Origin of the sequence: Actinoplanes sp. NPDC026623 (assembly GCF_040638275.1) — a bacterium.
In the GTDB taxonomy this organism is placed as follows: Bacteria; Actinomycetota; Actinomycetes; order Mycobacteriales; family Micromonosporaceae; genus Actinoplanes.
Window position 1 is genome coordinate 1 of the sequence record NZ_JBEZXZ010000201.1, and the last position, 16281, is coordinate 16281.

Genomic DNA, 16281 nt, shown 5'->3' on the forward strand with positions numbered 1-16281 from the left:
AGCACCGCGAGTTGGTGGCGCAACACGAGGATCTCCGTGTCCTTGTCCCCATCGCTGCCCGGTAACAGCCGCAGCAGCGCGAATGCGTTGGTGATACCCAGGTACGCCAGTCGCAGCAGCATGAGACGACATCATCGCGCAGCCATCAACGACGATGGACACGCAAGACGCGGGGGACAGCGAACCAAGATCGTTGCCGCGACCCGAAAACCTCTCCGACCAGCGCGGACGCAATATTCGGCAGGTACAGGGCCGGGGAACGCCTGATTGTTGTTCAGCTGGTTGGTGAGGTCGACCTGCTGGTCGAACAGGCTGGTGACGTAGTGGTAGAACGCCAGTACGACGGTTCCCCACAGGGCGATGAAGCCGGCGACGGAGGCGACCGCGGCGGCCAGGCCGGCCGGTGCAGTGGGCGGTACGGCGGTGGCAGAGAGGGTCATCCTGCTGGTAACAGGGCGCGGCAGGCGGCGACCGCACACTGAACTCGGCAGTTCAGTGTGCTCTCGGCGCCAAAGAGCCACCGGAGCGTCAACCACCCGCAGGGTCAGGCTCGCGCCGGCTGGGCCCAACGGCCGGCGGCAGATGGCGATGGCCTCGGTGGTTACGCCTGGCGGAGAAGGTGGCGCGAAGGGCTGTAGTCGATCTTCGTGTCGGCGTAGACGCCAAGAGTGTTGTCCTTCAGGCACCGTAGGCCGACGCTGACCCAGCGCACTTCGCCGTCGTCGAAGAGCGCATAGCCGACCGCGACGGCGAACTCCTCGCCTCCGCAGGGGCAGGCGCAGGAGTCGTCGTCGGTCCCGCTCCAGTGTTCGGCGCTGTCGCCGATGAACGCGATCGTGCCACAGGCGAGGCACGCCCGCTGGGCCGCTTCCTCCTCGTCGATATTGACGCGGAAGGCGCGGCCGTCGCACTCACTGCATCGGGACTCCACCACCGTGGCTACCGGGTAGCCACCTGCCTTGAAATGGCGGACGTACTCGGCGAGATCGTCGAAGTTGTCCCCGCGCCACAGCTTTCCGGACTTGTCGAGTGTCACCTCAGCATTCTGCCTGGTGTCGCCGTTTGCGGTATCCGCTCATCGCCAAATCCGGATGCCGACCGGCAACGGCAAGCATCACACTACGTAGTTAGCGGTTCTCTCCGATGGCGGCCGCCCGGCCGCCAACCCGCAGAGTCACCAGGTCAACTCGGCACGGCGGCGGGTCTGCTCGGTGAGCGCCGCGACGTGCCTGGCCATCGCCTCGGCTGCGCGCGTTTCGCCGGCTGGGCGTACGGTCATGAGCAGCGACGCTGCCTGATCCAGTACCACATCCTCTCGGGCGAGGACGAAATACAGCGTGAGCGCCGCCGACCGGGCGTTGCCGTCGGGGAACGGGTGGAAGAACGCCACATCCAGGTATACCCGGGCGGCCCTCGACGGCAGGGGCAGTTCGGGGTCGGTGGCCTCGGCGAGACACGCATCGAACGCCTCGGGCAGATCTGGCTGGTACGCGTACCACTCTCGGCCGCCCTTTGCCCAAGCGGACGTCGTGCGGAACGGCACCTCGCTGACACCGAGCAGGATCCGTTGCCATGTCTGGAGCCGGGCGAACGTGAGCGGGCCGCCCCGGTCAGCGTCGACGCGTGCCACGCGCAGTGCGGCGAGCAGCCGGTCGGCGTCCTCCTGCCGCGTGGCGAAGAACTCGGCGTTGCCGTCGCGCCCGGTGCGGGCTGGCCCGCGCACGTGTTCGGCGACGTCCGCCCACCGGGCCGCCCGCCGGACACGCCGCCACGTACTGAGCGCGTCGAAACGTGGAGAGTAGTCGGGCTGCCGTGCGCGCGAAGCGGCGGGCAGCTCGCTGCTGCGCCGGCTCGGCCAGTCGCGGGGCCAGGTATCGGGCCAGGCGAGGTGACGTGGTTCGATGCCGGTGACCGCCGCGGCCAAAGCCTCCGCGGCGTCGGCGACCTCCGCGCCCGTCGGTGCGGTCCAGCTCCGAAACCGGCCGCCGATCGCGTCGTCGATCATGGCACCGGCCAGGTGGTCCGGCACCCCGGCAGCGAAGAGGAACCAGCCGAGGACCCGGCCGCTGTTGCCGTACCAGTATTCCTCCGAGCCCGTGCGCGCCATGGCCGTCGCGACTAGATCGCCGACCGCGGCCTCCCAAGCGGCGAATGCCGCGCGCGGATTCTCCGGCAGCGGCAGGTGCCGCGCAAAAAGGTCGGCGAGTTCCTCGAGGTACGAGCGCCAGTCCAGTAGCGCCCCCGCGACGGCGTCGAGCGTCCGCTCCGGCGTCGTGAACGAGTCCTGGGCGCAGCACCACCGCAGCCCCTGTCCTCCGCCGTGGGAGTGCCCGGTGCTCAGGCCCTCCCAGCCGGCCGCCCACCGACCGTAATGCTCGACGAGCCCCACCGTCACTGCGGCAAGCCATGCGTTGTACGGGTCCCCCGAGGTGTGGTCCACGGGCGTCGCCGGGCCGGATGGCGCAGGCATCTCGGCCGGGGCCACGGCATGAACGACGGCGGGCGCAGTGCTCGGGTCGAACGGTTGAGCGGCCGGGTCCACCTCCGCCCATGTCAAGGTCCAAGGTTGCAGTCGCGGATCTAGTGGATCGATCGTCATCGTCCGGCCATTTTGCCACGGCGTCCAGCGAGGGATGCCCCTCCTTGTTGTTGTTCGCCGCATTCGACCGCGCGGCCATGAGCAGCACCCGCTCGACCAAGCATGACGACCCGCGGGAAGCGGAGGTCCGGCAGGTTGGCGGGAGCAAGACTAGATCTGGCCTGCCTTCGGCAATTGCGCAATACGCGATCCCGGCTGCCAGATTGTCATGCACTGAGCTTGTTGTTTGACCTGCCGGGTTTCGTCGATGGAGCGCCCTCGGCGCCAGATGAGGGCGCGATCCCAACTTCGTGACTTGAACTCGGTAGTGGCTGCTGCCGCATCCGGATAGCGTGCCCAACCAACGCAGGACTGAAGGAGTGGAGACGGTTCGTGACATTGACCAGCAAAGGATCCCGGCGCATCGTCGTTGATGGCCTCGCATTTCGCTGGCTGGTCAGACGTAGGCCGACCTACTGCCAGGCTCTCGGCTGGTCACCGTTGACGTTCGTCGTCGAACTCCTCGACGAGCCGGGAGCACTGCTCGTGGTGGCACTGCCATACGCGCACCCCGGGAACTGGCTCGGCCTACCGAGCACATCTGTTCTTCCGGCGACCGTGGCCGCCGGCATCCATCAGGCACTGGCCACCGGCTGGCAACCGGGCCGACCCGGCCCAGCATTCGCGCTGACACTCGACGAAGCGCTGCTGTAGAACCCCCGCCACCAAGCGTTGTCGGCGGCAGATGTGCGCGCCTGCGTTCGGCCCCCGTAAGTGCATGTCGGCCCGCCCGACGAACGGTTGAAAGTATGGATCAAGCTAGCGTGCGGGGATGGATCCGCTGGGAGAGACGCCGCTGCACATTGCCGCCGAGGCAGGCGATAGGCGCGAGGTCGCCCGGCTGATAGCCGCGGGCGCCGCCGTGGACGCCGGCAACTACCGCAGGTATACGCCGCTGCACGTCGCCGCCGGGATGGCGGCATCCGAGGTCGTCGCGGTGCTGCTGACCGCTGGCGGGCTCCCTGACATCCGGACATCGGCATGATCGAGTGCCCTCTCGTCGGCAAGAGCGTGCGCCGGCACAGCCCACGCTGCTACGCATGGTGACGGCTCCTCCGGTGGCCAGCGCGCCCGCTGCGCGGCAATCCGTGCGCGTGACCTTGGTGACGCTCGGCGAGGAGCCTGGTTGGTCCGTAGATGGAATGATCGCCCAATGCCTTTCATCGTCGATGTCTGCCTCGTCTTCCGCGCCCGCCAAGGCCTGCCGTCGCCGGTCCGGGCCGCTGCTGGGCAACAGCGGCTCCTTCCCGGCGAGGCTGTCGAGGTGGCCCTGCGAGCGGGTGTCGGCTTCGAGGACGGCGATCTCACCGAACGCGGATGGTTTTTCGACACGGACGTGTTGTCGGCTCGCCTGGCGGCGTGGGCGGACCTGCTCGGCGACGGGCCGTGGATCGACAGGTTCCCCTTCCGGCCGACCTTCGAGCTGGTCGCCCGCCACCTGTACGGCCAACTCGTACCCGAGGTCCCCAGCCTGGCCTTCGTGGAACTCGAGGACCGAACGTACGGTAGCCGCACGCGCTACCTGCCCGGCCCCTGATCCCAGGCCAGTCTTGAGGCTCGCGTTAACAGGGCGTCCGTTGCCGCGCAACTATCGGCGGCAGATCCGGATAACGGCTAGCGGTCCGGTGGCTTGGCGCGGCAGGGTGAACCGTGATCACTATTCAACGAGTGCGTGTGCGCTGGAGTGCAGCAGCACGTGGAGCGCCGGCGGCGAACGCCCGGCGGGGTCTGTGCAGCCCAGCGGTGCTTCCGCCGTCGATGCCAGCCGGTGATGTGGTCATTCATGACGTGCTTTCAGATGAGGCGGCCCGGTACGTGGGTCATGACGGCGTTGTCAGTGGTGGCCTGGATCGAGCCCACGACCTCGACCTCTGGTTGTCCGTGGAGAGCGGGACGTTGGTCGTCGACCGGTTGCCGGGCTGGGCCGCCTATCCGCGGCAGAGTGGCCCGGCCCGTCTCTTCGCGCTCAAGCCCGGGGAGATCGGCCGGTATCGGGCAAACTTCCGATTCACCGTCACCACATGCGCCTGCAATCCCAGCTGGTACTACGAGGACTGGCTGATACTCATCGCGAACGGCGAGATGAAGACTGACGGATTCGTCTCACGCGAGCCGGACCATAATGTCGACCACCGCGTCCACCTTTACGGCGGATCGAGACGGCCAAGCCGGCGACACGATAAGTGATTGCGGGGCTCGGCCGACGCGCACGACCGGCGGCAGAGGCGGGTGTCCAGTCTCCGTCGCGCCTGCCGAGAGGGGTTAGGCCGCGTCAGAACCAAGTCCGCGGGTGGGCAAGTCGCCATAAACGCCCACGCCAGCGTGCACGCTGAGGATGTAGAAAGACCTCGATATCCTCCAGCGCGTTGTCGGCATTCCCCCTGACGTGGGGTCTGGTGCGCACCTGCCGAAATGCGGCGACTACACGATTTTCGTCGAGCTGACCGTAAACCCTCGCCAAGTGCCCAAGGCAAGTGGCAGCGAGCGCCTGCACTTGACGGTCATCGTGGTCCAGCAGGGTCAAGTAGAGATCTTGCGACTCTCTCTGTCAAGCCCCGAGTTTGATGGAGAGTTGGTTAGCTGGTTTCCAGAGGTGCGGTGACCGTGCGGGTCATCGCGTGTAGCGCTTCGTATTCGGCGGGCGGGAAGTGCCCGAGTTCGCCGTGCAGGCGCCGGTTGTTGTACCAGTCGATGTACTCGACGGTGGCCATCTCCAGGTCGTCGAGGCCGCGCCACGGACCCTTGTTACGGACGAGTTCGGCCTTGAACAGGGAGTTGAACACCTCGGCCATCGCGTTGTCGTAGGAGTCGCCCTTCGAGCCGACCGAGGCGACAGCGCCGGTTTCGGCGAGCCGCTGGCTGTAGCGGATCGCTCGATATTGGACTCCGCGGTCGGAGTGGTGGACGAGTTTGTGCAGGTCAGCGCCCTGGCTCTCGCGGCGCCAGATCGCCATCTTCAGTGCGTCGAGGGCCAGATCGGTGTAGAGACTGGTCGCGACCTGCCAGCCGACGATCAGCCGGGAGAACACGTCCAGCACGAACGCGGCATAGACCCAGCCCGCACTCGTGCGCACGTAGGTCAGGTCGGCGACCCACAGCTGGTTCGGCTGTTCCGCGGTGAAGTCGCGGTTGACCAGGTCACGAGGCCGGTCGGTCTCCGGGGCCGGCCGGGTCGTGCGCGGCGACTTGTCACGCAGCAGCCCTCGCAGGCCAGCGGCACGCATGAGCCGCTCGACCGTGCACCGGGCAACCTCGACGCCCTGGCGGTGCAGCTCGTGCCAGATCTTGCGCGCCCCGTAGACGCTGTAATTCTCGGCGTGGATCTGCTCGATCAGCACGGTCAGCTCCTCGTCACGCCGGGAGCGAGCCGAGGCCGGGCGGCCCTTGGCGGCGTAGTAGGTCGACGGTGCGATCTGTGCCGGCGTGTCTTGGAGTGCCTGCAGGACCGGCTGGACACCGTGTTCCTCGTGCTGGGAGTCGACGAAGGCGACCTTCATCGCGACGGACGGTCCAACTCCGCCGCGAAGAAAGTTGCCGCGGACTTCAGGATCTGATTCGCCCGGCGCAGCTCACGATTCTCCCGCTCGAGAGCGGCAAGGCGTTCCGCGTCGCTGCTGGTCGTGCCCGGCCGCTGTCCGGCGTCGGTCTCGACCTGCTTCACCCACACCCGCAACGCCTCAGGATGGACACCGAGTTGATCGGCGATCCGCCGGATCGCCCCGACCGCACCGGCCGGGTCCCGGCGGGCCTCGACCGCCAACCGGGTCGCCCGCTCACGCAGCTCATCGTTGTACTTCTTCGGTGCCGGCATAGCTAAATCTTCTCCCAGGTTTCGATGTCTCCATCAAACCCGGTGCGGGACACTGACCGACGGCGCCTGCCCGACAGGACGGACCCGGTCCACGTGCCGTCGCGTCGCTGCCAGCCGCCTCGCCCGGCATCGTCAGCGCCGGCTACGTAGGCAGCCCCTGGCGTCTTACCGCCGTGACCGACGACCGCGGCGTCGAGGTCGGGCCGCCTGGCTTCGTCGTGCGGAGACAGGAGGTTTGCCAAGGTGATGGAAGCCGGCATCGCCACGATCGCGCCTAAGGCGAAGTAGAGCGCCTGGCGTTTTAGGAGGCCATCGTCAGACGGTGCCTGCTCGGCGGCTGAGGAGAAGTCAGCATTGACTGGCGCGTACACGTCGATCGCAGTCCCGCAATCGCCGCGCTCCATCGCCTGGTCAGCAGGATTCTCCCGGACCGTGGTCGCGGCGAGGGTGATGCCGAGTCGAAGAGTCACGACGGTTCCGTAACTCATATTGCTTGCGTGTTACGTGACGCATCGATAGAACTGGATGCAGAGAGCGCTCTCCGTCGCCGCCCCACGCCGGACAGTCGTCCTGTCCTCTCGGGTCCGCTCCGACGGGCGGCGGAGAAGGCGCTGCCACCGCCTCCATCGGGAGTCCCCATGTCCCATGCGCTGTCCCCGACGCACCCTAGACGGCCCGTCCTACTGACGGCCGCCCTCGGCGCCCTGCTGCTCATCACGTACCTCGGGTTCACCGGACTGTCGGCGCACGCCGCCGCCACTCCGATCTCGCAGGGCAAGACCGCCACCGCGTCGTCGAGCGAGAACCCGGGCCCCTACCCGGCCTCGGCCGCGGTCGACGGCAACACCGGCACCCGCTGGTCCTCCGCCTTCAGCGATCCGCAATGGCTGCAGGTCGACCTCGGCGCCACCGCGACCATCACGTCGGTCACCCTGAACTGGGAAGCCGCCTACGGCAAGGCCTTCCAGATCCAGACGTCGACCAATGGAACCAGCTGGACGACGATCTACAGCACCACCACCGGCGCCGGCGGCGTGCAGAACCTGACCGTCTCCGGCAACGGCCGCTACGTCCGGATGTACGGCACCGCCCGCGGCACCCCGTACGGCTACTCGCTGTGGGAGTTCCAGGTCTTCGGCTCGGGCGGTACCACCCCGACCACCCCGCCCACCACGACTCCCCCGGCCGGCGGCTTCTGGGGCGACACCAGCACGATCCCGGCCGCCGGCAACGTGCTCGAACTCAAGATCCTGAACCGGACCAACGGCAGGTACCCGGACAGCCAGGTCTACTGGAGCTTCAACGGCCAGACCCACTCGATCGCCGAACAGCCGTACTTCGACATGTCCGCCAACTCGGCCGGACGGATGTACTTCTACCTGGGCTCGCCCAACAGCCAGTACTTCGACTTCATCGAGTTCACCGTCGGGCCGGACGTCTTCAACGGCAACACCACCCGGGTCGACGCCTTCGGGCTCAAGTTGGCCATGCGGCTGCACTCGCACGACGGCAACGATGTCCAGGTCGGCGAGGACCAGGCCACCTTCGCCGAGGACCGCGCCGTCACCTTCCAGAAGTTCCAGAACGAGGTACCGACCGAGTTCAAGCACCTGGCCACCGCGACGGCGCCGTACCGGATCATGGCACCCGGCAGCGACGCCGCGTTCCGGGCCGGAGGTCAATACCAGAACTACATGTCCTCGTACGCCTCGAGCGTCGGCATCAACGAGACCACCAGCAACATCTTCGGTTGCGCCGGAACGCTGGCCAGCCAGCCCCAGAAGTGCGCGGCGCTCAACCGGCACACCGCCGACCTGCCCTCCTCTCAATGGGAGACGGTCGCGAATTTCTACCGGGCCGCGCCGGCCAACTACTACGCGAAGTTCTGGCACGACCACGCCATCAACAGACTCGCCTACGGCTTCCCGTACGACGACGTGGCCGGGCAGTCCTCGTTCATCTCGCACACCGACCCGCAGTGGCTGGTGATCGCGGTCGGCTGGTAGAGGACCCGACCCACGCATTACTCGCCCTTGGGTGACAACGGCCTTCATCCGGGCCGCCGACTCACAGGATCCGCGAACTCCTAATCCGCGGGTTGTAGGCTCAAGCCCTACGCGGCGCACAGGTGATCATGGCTCTGATCAGGCATTTTATGTCTGATCGGAGCCTTTTTCATGTCCCTTGTGTACCAGTGCGTGGTCAGGCCGCCTACGGAGGTAGGCGAGGTACTGGACCGCTGTCAGCATGAGGCCGACCCGGAGACCACGGCGAGCACGATCACGACTCCCCACCCGACGGCGGTCAACGTAGCGCCAGGTCCCGTTGACCTTGACGTAAGTCTCGTCGACGAACCACCGGTCGCCTGGTGAGTGGCGGGTGAACCGTTGCACCCACCGGAAGATGGTCACGTGGTCGACCCTCAACGCCGCGTTCGGCGAGCAGTTCCTCGACGTCGCGGTAGGACAGGCCGTAACGCAGGTACCAGCGCACCGCCACCAGGATCACCTCGGCCGGGAAGCGGAAGCCGGCGAACGCCGACCGAGGAGGAGACCAGGACGAGACCGAGCCGTGGACTTCACCGGTCAACCGTGCCTGATCATCCTGGCAGCCGACGCAACAGAGCCCGACCACCCGTGGTCAGGGCCACCCCAACACCTTCCCGAAGCGGACCAACTCGCCGTAGTACGCCGGGTCGGGCTCCGGCTCCAGGACCAGCCGAAGCAGTGCGACAGCCGCCTGCGTCGGAGACTGCGCCCCGGTCAAGTCGAACCACGGCCGCGATGACGCTGTATCGATCATGCCGGGGCATACCGCAGCCACCAACCGGCCCTGCGCCAGGTCCTCCGTGCGCCGCCGGCCTGCGACAACGCGCACCGCCGCGACCTGAGCAACCTTGGACACGATGTTGATGAACTCCGGCCACCCCTCGTCACGTGCGCGTCCGTCGATCACGGCATCGCGCCATGCCAGTGTGATGGCGTCGAGGTCATCCAACGTCTGCACCTCCTCGAAGCGGGCACGCAACGGGATCGGTAGTTCGCGAAGCCGGCCGAGCGTGCTGGACACCACGACGAAACGCCCCCGCGGCCGCAGCACCGGCAGGAACGCACGCAGCATCCGCGTCGTGCCAAGGTTGTTGGCGTCGACATACGCGCCGATGACATCAGCGGGCACGTCCTCGGGCACCGTACGCAGGTAGTGGTTGGACAGAACAATGTCGACGCCGCCGTGCTCGGCCCTCATCCGCTCGGCGAAGGCGGTGACCGCGCCTCCATCACGAACGTCCAACAGCCGGGCGCGCACGTCGGCACGAGCACCCGAGATCCGCTCGCGGGCAGCCCCGATACGTTGGCTGTCGCGGCCGGTGAGGTACACGATGTCGGCGGATCCGAGCTGTCGCGCAAGTCCCTCGACCAACGCGAAACCCAGACCCTGGTTGGCTCCGGTAACAAGAGCGATCTTTCCCACACGACGAATCTAGATCCACCAGGCGGCCGAGCACATACCTGAACCTGTCCTACGGCAACTCCAACGGACCGACGTTGGCCACCCCGCCGTTGTTTGCCGCTCTGGCTCCGGCCCGCAGTGTCCTGATCGCTGGTGCGGGCGGCGGCTTCGATGTGTACGCCGTCTGCCGTTGGCCCTTGCGCTGTGGGCCGTAATGGCGTGCAGGTGCACCTGGCCATCCTGTCCTTCTCCGAACTGGTACTGCTCGACCATGCCGGGCTTCCCCACCAGCAACGACCCGGCGCGGCTGCAGCGGCTCATCCACCGAGGGCGACAAGCCGGCGGCTCGCGGCAGTCTTGGGTGGTCCGACCGTGACCAGGTGGCCGTTCGCGATGCGCTGCTGTTCGATCATCGCGACCGACGCCTCGGTGGATCAGGTGGCGAACCTGCCGCTGGGAATGGTGGCGTTTCGCGAAGACGCGCAGAGCCCGTGGAAGGTTGAACCGTTCGCAGGCTTCAAGGATTGACAGCCAACCGGCTCCCCACCCGGTCACGTGACGTCGCGGCGGACGGTGGTGGCGATCGCCACCGCGACCAAGGCCGCCGCGTATGCCGCCAGTGCCAACCCGGCCCACCCGGGCGCCGGCCCGCCAGTGCTGGTCGGCGCGCTCTCCAGCGCGGAGCCGAGGGCGAACGGCAGCCACTTGCCGGCATCGCCGAGAAGCTGGGCGACGATGCCTTCGACCAGGGCGATCCAGGCCAGGGCCGTGGCCACCGCGGCGATCAGGTTGGTGACCAGAGCGCCGACACCCACGCCGACGGCGGCGAACAGGACGTTCCAGGCGATGCTGCCGAGCAGCGTGCGCCACAGCTCCCACGACGAGAGCGACAGTGCGGGGCCGACCCAGAGCACAGTGGTGACCACCGCCGTCACGGCCGCGGTCAGCGCGAGCACCAGGCCGGCACCGGCCGCCACCACCAGCTTCGCGAGCACCACCCGTTCCCGCCGCGGCGTCGCCAGGTACGCGTCGGTGATCGTGCGGTGCCGGTACTCGCCCGCGATCGCCATGATTCCCAGCAGCAGGGAGAAGAGCGCGACGAGACCGACGTGCGCGAGCGCGCCCTGCTGCGCCGCCACGCTGTCCCGGTCGTCCCGGTTGAGCATCAGGCCGCACACCCCGGCCACGACGATCAGCTGGGCGATGCCCAGCAGCATCCACGTGCTGCGCACGGTACGGAGCTTGCGGAACTCGGCCGCGATGATCATCGGGAGGCTCCCGTCAGGCGCAGGAAGGCATCCTCGAGGCTGCCGCCGGGCGTGGCGAGGTCGGCGACCGGGCCTGCGTAGCGCAGCACGCCCTCGTTGACGATCACGACCCGGTCGGCGGTCTGTGCGACCTCGGCGAGCACGTGGCTGGACACGATGATGGTGCGGCCGTCGTCGCCCAGATCCCGCAGCAGCCGGCGCAGCCACGCCATTCCGGCGGGGTCCAGGCCGTTGCCGGGTTCGTCGAGGACGAGCACCTCGGGGTCGCCGAGCAGCGCGGCGGCCAACCCGAGCCGCTGCCGCATACCCAGCGAGTAGCCGCGTACCCGCCGGCCGGCCTGCCCCGCGGTCAGCCCGACCGTGTCGAGCACCTCGTCGACCCGGGAACCGGGGAGGCCGGCCGCTGTGGCCGAGATCAGCAGGTGCTGCCGCCCGGTGCGGCCCGGGTGGAAGCCGATCGAGTCGAGCATTGCGCCGACCACCCGGCGCGGGTGCGGCAGCTCGGCGTAGGGCCGCCCGCCGATGGTCACCGACCCGGCGGTGGCCCGCACCAGGCCGAGCAGCATCCGCAGCGTAGTTGTCTTGCCGGCCCCGTTCGGGCCGAGGAAGCCGGTCACGCCGGGCGTGACGGCGAAGCTCAGGTCGCGTACGGCAGTGACGCCGCCGAATCTCTTGGTGAGCCCGTGCACCGCTACATCAGTCATGGGCCGACTCTGGCCTGGCGGGCGTCCGTTCTCGTCGCCTCGGCGCGGCATCTTGGGGATACCGCGCCGGCGGTATCCCCACCGGCCCGGACCGGCCGTACGGTGTTGCCATGCGCGTCCTCGGCCATCTGAAGCGGATGGCGCACGACCGTCCGCACGTGGCGGATGCCGCGACGGCGCTCGTCATCTGGCTCGTCGCGCTGCTGACCACGCCGGCCGGTCATCACCTGCGTGACGGCGTCGCGCTGGCCGCCTCCGGTGTCGCCTGCGGCGCACTCGCCCTGCGCCGCCGATGGCCGTACGCGGTCCTGCTGGTCAGCACCGTGGCCGCGGAGGTCTACCTGGCCCGGATGGTTGCCGGCGGCGGCACCCTCATCCTGGCCGCGCCGCTGATCGCGCTCTACACCGTGGCGGAGGGCGCCGACCGCAGACGTTCCCTACTGATCGCCGGTTCCCTGGTGCTGGTGATCGGCGCCTTTCATACCCTGGCCAAGGCGGGGCACTGGCTCGGCCCGGAGAACATCGCCCTGGCCGCGCTCGGCGGTCTCGCGGTCGCCGCCGGCGAGGCGTCCCGCAACCGGCGCGCCTACCTGGCCGAGGCGCTGCTGCGGGCCCAGGAACGGGTCACCGAGGAACGGCTGCGGATCGCCCGCGACCTGCACGACAGCGTCGGCCACCACCTCGCGCTGATCAACGTGCAGGCCGGCGTGGCGGGGCACGTACTGACCGGCGAGCCGGAGCCGGTCCGCGAGACGCTGGAGCAGATCCGGCGCAGCAGTCGCTCGGCGCTGGACGAGCTGCGCGACGCGGTCGGCCTGCTGCGCCGCCCCGACGAGCCGGCGACCCCCACCGAGCCGGCCGTCGGGCTCGCCGCGCTGGACGACCTGCTCGCCGACTTCGCGCGGTCGGGGCTGCACATCGTCGGCGAGCGGGACGGCGACGACCGGGCGCTGCCCCCGGCGACCGACCTGGTGGCGTACCGGATCGTCCAGGAGTCGCTGACCAACGTACGCAAGCACGCCGGCCCGGTCGAGGTGCGGCTGGCTCTGCGGCGCGAGCACGATGCACTGACCGTACTGGTGGAGAACGACGGCCCGACGGTGTCACCGCCGCCCGGACCGGACGCGCATGGCCTGCTCGGCATGCGGGAGCGGGTCGCCGCGCTGGGCGGGACGATGCACGCGGGGCCACGACCGGACGGCGGCTTCCGGGTGGCGGCCCGGCTTCCGGCCGGCAGCCGGCAATCCGATCACGGGCTGCGGCGGGCCGCCCGTACGGGGGATCCGGGTTGATCCGGGTCGCGCTCGCCGACGATCAGCCGCTGCTGCTGGCCAGCTTCGCAAGGCTGATCGACGCCACCGAGGACATGTGCGTGGCGGGCACCGCCCGCACCGGCCGGCAGGCGGTCGACGTGGTTCGCGCGACCGGCGCCGACGTGGTCCTGATGGACATCCGGATGCCCGAGCTGGACGGCCTCGCAGCGACCCGCCTGATCACCGCGGACGAGCGGCTCGCCGGCGCCCGGGTGCTGATCCTCACCACCTTCGAGATCGACGAGTACGTCTTCGAGGCGCTGCGCGCGGGCGCGAGCGGCTTCCTCGGCAAGAGCGCCGAGCCGCAGGAACTGCTGCACGCGATCCGGGTCATCCATCGCGGCGACGCACTGCTGACCCCGGCCGCGACGCGCAGCCTGATCGCCCGCTACCTGGCGCACCCCACCCGCGCCGACGTCGGCTCGCCGAAGCGCCTGGCCGGCCTGACCGAGCGCGAACGGGAGGTGCTCGCGCTGGTCGGCAGCGGTCTGTCCAACGAGGACATCGCCCGCCACCTGGTGGTCAGCCCGCACACGGTGAAGACGCATGTCAACCGCACGATGACCAAGCTAGCCGCGCACGACCGGGCCCAGCTGGTCGTCATCGCCTACGAGACCGGACTGGTCAAGCCAGGAGGATGACGCGCCGAGTGCATCGTTCCTCAAATGGGTGACTATCCGGCAAAGAGTCCACCGGGATGATTCCGTGTAGTACGAGTCAGATCGATCCCGCCGGGGCGGTTGCTTCATGACCGGGCCGCAGACGCTCTGGTGCAGGCGGTCGCGTCTTCGGATGTCCAGGCGGGCCGGCCTGTCCGGGGCGACGGCCTGCACGGGCGACAAGTGCATCGGGCGGGTGTTCGCGATGCCCTGATGCGGACGATGCTGGTTGTAGAACTGTTCGAACTCTCGCAGCGCGTGCAGCAGATACGGCCGGTTCCAGGTCAACGTCAGATCCAGCAGTTCCGGTCGGCAGGTCTGCACCACCGCTCAATGATCGAATTCATGCGGGGCATCCGAACGACGCCACAAAGGTCACCGCTTCGCGTTGAATCGCGCTTGGACGTGTGGGTGCCTCCGTTTCGGAGTCTTCCGGCGGCTGGGGGCCGGCTCAGCGGGCGTTCCGAGGGAGCGTTCTCACCAGGGACGTAGCCGGAGTCCTGCCAGGCCTGCCCGGCTGCGCGTTGCTCGGCGCGTTACCGGCGGCGGTGTTCGCGCAGCACCACGGCCTGCACTGGCTCCGGTGGTCAGGACACCGGACGGCGCACGCTGGTGGAGTCGGCAGGGCAGTCGTGTCGAGAACGGGGAGGCTCTGGGCGCGGCCCATGGTCCGCAAGTTACCCGAGGAGAACGGCGTCCAGGTCGAACCCGGGCGGCGGTGACGTGGACAGATGTTTGCGCCATCCCGGCCTCGCGGTTGACCCTCGGCGGCCCCGAGGGCTCCGCTGCGCCTTACCTCACCGGAGCCGGCCTGAGCCTGGAATTCTCAGGTCCGCACGTCGCCGAGCGGCCTTGATTAGCGTGATCGGTGTGCCACTGCCGGGACCCGCCGAACCAGATCCGCACGGTCACAGCGAGCCAGACCCCGCCGACCTGCAGCAGTTCCTGCTGTACCTCGGCAGCGCGCTGACCTCCGCCGGAGAGGCGGTCAACAAGATCGAGGAGCGCCTGCACCGAGTCGCGGCGCACTACGGCGCTCCGCACGCCCGGATCACTGTGCTTCCCACCTACCTGGTGGTGTCGCTGGCACACGGGGCCCCGGCGACGCTGGAGCCGACCCACCAGCTCCGCGGGAAGCTGCGCCTTGACCAGACCGCCGCAGTATTCAATCTACTCAAATTGACCGAAGGCGGGGAAATCTCGCCGGCGGCCGGCATCCGGCGCTTACACACCATCGTCCACAAGCCGCCGCGTTTCCGGGCGCCGCTACGGGTGGCCGGGCACGTCGTGCTGACCGTCGGCATCTGCCTGATCCTCCAGCCGACCCGGACGGACCTCGGCCTCGCGGTGCTGTTCGGCCTGTTCATCGGGCTCTTCAAGCTGGCTACGGCACACTGGACAGACCTACAGGCGATCGTCCCGGTGATCGCGGCCTTCCTGGTCACGGCGGCCACCCTGGCTCTCGCCGACGCCACCTTCATCGAGGCGGACCTGCGCGCGATGATCGCTCCGCTGGTGACCTTCATACCCGGCGCGATCCTCACCACGGCCGTCGTCGAGCTCTCGGCCGCCGAAATGATCACGGGCGCGAGCCGGCTCATCTCCGGCAGCATGCAGCTGCTCCTGCTCTCGTTCGGGATCATCGGTGCCGCCCAGACGGTGGGCGTGGCGCGGGCCGTGGAGATCGTCAATGCCCCGGAGAACTCGATCGGCGCCTGGGCGCCCTGGCTCGGCGCGATGATCGTCGCGATCGGCCATTACCTGGTCCAATCGGGCCCGCGCGGCTCGCTTCGGTGGCTGTGTCTGGTGCTCTACGCCGGGTGGACCGCCGAGTATCTCGGCGACCTGGTCCTCGGCGGGTATATGAGCGGCTTCATCGGCGCGGTCGTGTTGACGATCGTCGCGTACCTGGTCGAGCGCCGGCCGTCCGGGCCTCCCGCGCTGGTGTCGTTCCTGCCGGGCTTCTGGCTGCTCGCCCCCGGATCGCTGAGCCTGATCGGCATCACCGAATATCTGAGCCGCGACTCCTTCGGGGGCGTCGAAGACATGATCAGCGCGGCCGGCGCCATGATATCGATCTCGCTTGGTGTGCTGTGCGGCTATCCGCTCTACCGGGCGCTGGAGCGGCGACTCAATCGCCGCTCACCGGCGACACATTTAGGAAGTACGGGATGACGCGCCGAGGCAGGCGCCGCCCGAGGACGTGCAGCCCGATGGAGACCATCTCAGGTATGCCGTCGTGCCCCGCTACCTCGTTTGTCCGTGCCCCGCAGACCGATTGCGCCGCGTCGGCCTTCTCGACGTTTCCCTGACGCCACGGCTTGCCAGGATTAACGTGCAGGAGGGCCGAAGGTCCCGCCGGGGACGGCCACCGGCCCTGGCCGGCGGGTCTCGCTTGGTTCCACGGGCGGGACCTGCCGAGAACTCGCGAAGGGGAA

Annotated in this window: 16 protein-coding genes and 2 pseudogenes; 9 read left to right on the forward strand and 9 right to left on the reverse strand. The window is 68.6% G+C overall.

What is annotated here, in order from left to right; all coding sequences use genetic code 11:
- Nucleotides 1-131: 131 nt before the first annotated feature.
- From AB0F10_RS37060 to AB0F10_RS37070, 3 genes are all read right to left on the reverse strand, one after another.
- Nucleotides 132-440, reverse strand: a complete 309-nt coding sequence (locus tag AB0F10_RS37060) for a hypothetical protein (RefSeq protein ID WP_360636353.1) — start codon at nucleotides 438-440, stop codon at nucleotides 132-134.
- Between the two features lie 161 nt (nucleotides 441-601).
- Nucleotides 602-1036, reverse strand: coding sequence for a hypothetical protein (locus AB0F10_RS37065; protein WP_360636356.1), 435 nt, complete (start codon nucleotides 1034-1036; stop codon nucleotides 602-604).
- A gap of 138 nt (nucleotides 1037-1174) precedes the next feature.
- Nucleotides 1175-2599, reverse strand: coding sequence for a Fic family protein (locus tag AB0F10_RS37070; RefSeq protein ID WP_360636359.1), 1425 nt, complete (start codon nucleotides 2597-2599; stop codon nucleotides 1175-1177).
- Nucleotides 2600-2971: 372 nt separating this feature from the next.
- Here AB0F10_RS37070 and AB0F10_RS37075 point away from each other — a divergent pair, with 372 nt between their 5' ends.
- The 4 genes from AB0F10_RS37075 to AB0F10_RS37090 all read left to right on the forward strand — a co-directional run bounded on the left by AB0F10_RS37075 (nucleotide 2972) and on the right by AB0F10_RS37090 (nucleotide 4825).
- The gene (locus AB0F10_RS37075; protein WP_360636362.1) at nucleotides 2972-3292 is read left to right on the forward strand and encodes a hypothetical protein; all 321 of its coding nucleotides are present in this window, start codon (nucleotides 2972-2974) and stop codon (nucleotides 3290-3292) included.
- A gap of 118 nt (nucleotides 3293-3410) precedes the next feature.
- On the forward strand, nucleotides 3411-3623 hold the full coding sequence (locus AB0F10_RS37080; RefSeq protein WP_360636365.1) for an ankyrin repeat domain-containing protein: 213 nt from the start codon (nucleotides 3411-3413) through the stop codon (nucleotides 3621-3623).
- A 168-nt stretch (nucleotides 3624-3791) separates the two neighbouring features.
- A complete protein-coding gene (locus AB0F10_RS37085; protein WP_360636368.1) occupies nucleotides 3792-4175 on the forward strand; it encodes a hypothetical protein in 384 nt (127 codons plus the stop codon).
- 131 nt (nucleotides 4176-4306) lie between these two features.
- Nucleotides 4307-4825 carry a hypothetical protein gene (locus tag AB0F10_RS37090; protein WP_360636371.1) on the forward strand — a complete coding sequence of 173 codons (519 nt, stop codon included), beginning with the start codon at nucleotides 4307-4309 and terminating at the stop codon, nucleotides 4823-4825.
- Nucleotides 4826-5214: 389 nt separating this feature from the next.
- Here the strand turns inward: AB0F10_RS37090 and AB0F10_RS37095 are convergent.
- Together AB0F10_RS37095 and AB0F10_RS37100 are read right to left on the reverse strand one after the other, a co-directional pair.
- Nucleotides 5215-6449: pseudogene (locus AB0F10_RS37095) on the reverse strand (IS3 family transposase).
- 2 nt (nucleotides 6450-6451) lie between these two features.
- Nucleotides 6452-6919, reverse strand: a complete 468-nt coding sequence (locus AB0F10_RS37100) for a hypothetical protein (RefSeq protein WP_360636373.1) — start codon at nucleotides 6917-6919, stop codon at nucleotides 6452-6454.
- A gap of 168 nt (nucleotides 6920-7087) precedes the next feature.
- Here AB0F10_RS37100 and AB0F10_RS37105 point away from each other — a divergent pair, with 168 nt between their 5' ends.
- Nucleotides 7088-8455: a beta-1,3-glucanase family protein gene (locus AB0F10_RS37105; RefSeq protein ID WP_360636376.1), complete on the forward strand. Its 1368-nt coding sequence runs from the start codon at nucleotides 7088-7090 to the stop codon at nucleotides 8453-8455.
- 294 nt (nucleotides 8456-8749) lie between these two features.
- Here the strand turns inward: AB0F10_RS37105 and AB0F10_RS37110 are convergent.
- Nucleotides 8750-8957 (reverse strand): annotated as a pseudogene (locus AB0F10_RS37110) (IS6 family transposase); the annotation flags it as partial.
- Nucleotides 8958-9089: 132 nt separating this feature from the next.
- On the reverse strand, nucleotides 9090-9920 hold the full coding sequence (locus AB0F10_RS37115; RefSeq protein WP_360636379.1) for an SDR family NAD(P)-dependent oxidoreductase: 831 nt from the start codon (nucleotides 9918-9920) through the stop codon (nucleotides 9090-9092).
- Nucleotides 9921-10118: 198 nt separating this feature from the next.
- Here AB0F10_RS37115 and AB0F10_RS37120 point away from each other — a divergent pair, with 198 nt between their 5' ends.
- Nucleotides 10119-10427: a hypothetical protein gene (locus AB0F10_RS37120; protein ID WP_360636382.1), complete on the forward strand. Its 309-nt coding sequence runs from the start codon at nucleotides 10119-10121 to the stop codon at nucleotides 10425-10427.
- A 23-nt stretch (nucleotides 10428-10450) separates the two neighbouring features.
- Here AB0F10_RS37120 and AB0F10_RS37125 read toward each other — a convergent pair whose 3' ends face one another.
- Together AB0F10_RS37125 and AB0F10_RS37130 are read right to left on the reverse strand one after the other, a co-directional pair.
- Nucleotides 10451-11167: an ABC transporter permease gene (locus tag AB0F10_RS37125; protein ID WP_360636385.1), complete on the reverse strand. Its 717-nt coding sequence runs from the start codon at nucleotides 11165-11167 to the stop codon at nucleotides 10451-10453.
- On the reverse strand, nucleotides 11164-11871 hold the full coding sequence (locus tag AB0F10_RS37130; RefSeq protein WP_360636388.1) for an ATP-binding cassette domain-containing protein: 708 nt from the start codon (nucleotides 11869-11871) through the stop codon (nucleotides 11164-11166). Before AB0F10_RS37130 ends, AB0F10_RS37125 begins: the two co-directional genes overlap by 4 nt.
- A 110-nt stretch (nucleotides 11872-11981) precedes the next feature.
- Between AB0F10_RS37130 and AB0F10_RS37135 the strand changes: the two genes are divergently transcribed.
- The 3 genes from AB0F10_RS37135 (at nucleotide 11982) to AB0F10_RS37145 (ending at nucleotide 16018) form a co-directional block, all read left to right on the forward strand.
- Nucleotides 11982-13163 (forward strand): sensor histidine kinase, encoded by a 1182-nt coding sequence (locus AB0F10_RS37135; RefSeq protein WP_360636391.1) that lies wholly within the window; start codon nucleotides 11982-11984, stop codon nucleotides 13161-13163.
- Nucleotides 13160-13825 carry a response regulator transcription factor gene (locus tag AB0F10_RS37140; RefSeq protein ID WP_360636394.1) on the forward strand — a complete coding sequence of 222 codons (666 nt, stop codon included), beginning with the start codon at nucleotides 13160-13162 and terminating at the stop codon, nucleotides 13823-13825. The genes AB0F10_RS37135 and AB0F10_RS37140 overlap by 4 nt, the downstream gene beginning before the upstream one ends.
- Nucleotides 13826-14713: 888 nt before the next feature.
- Nucleotides 14714-16018 (forward strand): threonine/serine exporter family protein, encoded by a 1305-nt coding sequence (locus AB0F10_RS37145; RefSeq protein WP_360636396.1) that lies wholly within the window; start codon nucleotides 14714-14716, stop codon nucleotides 16016-16018.
- The last annotated feature ends 263 nt before the right edge of the window (nucleotides 16019-16281 follow it).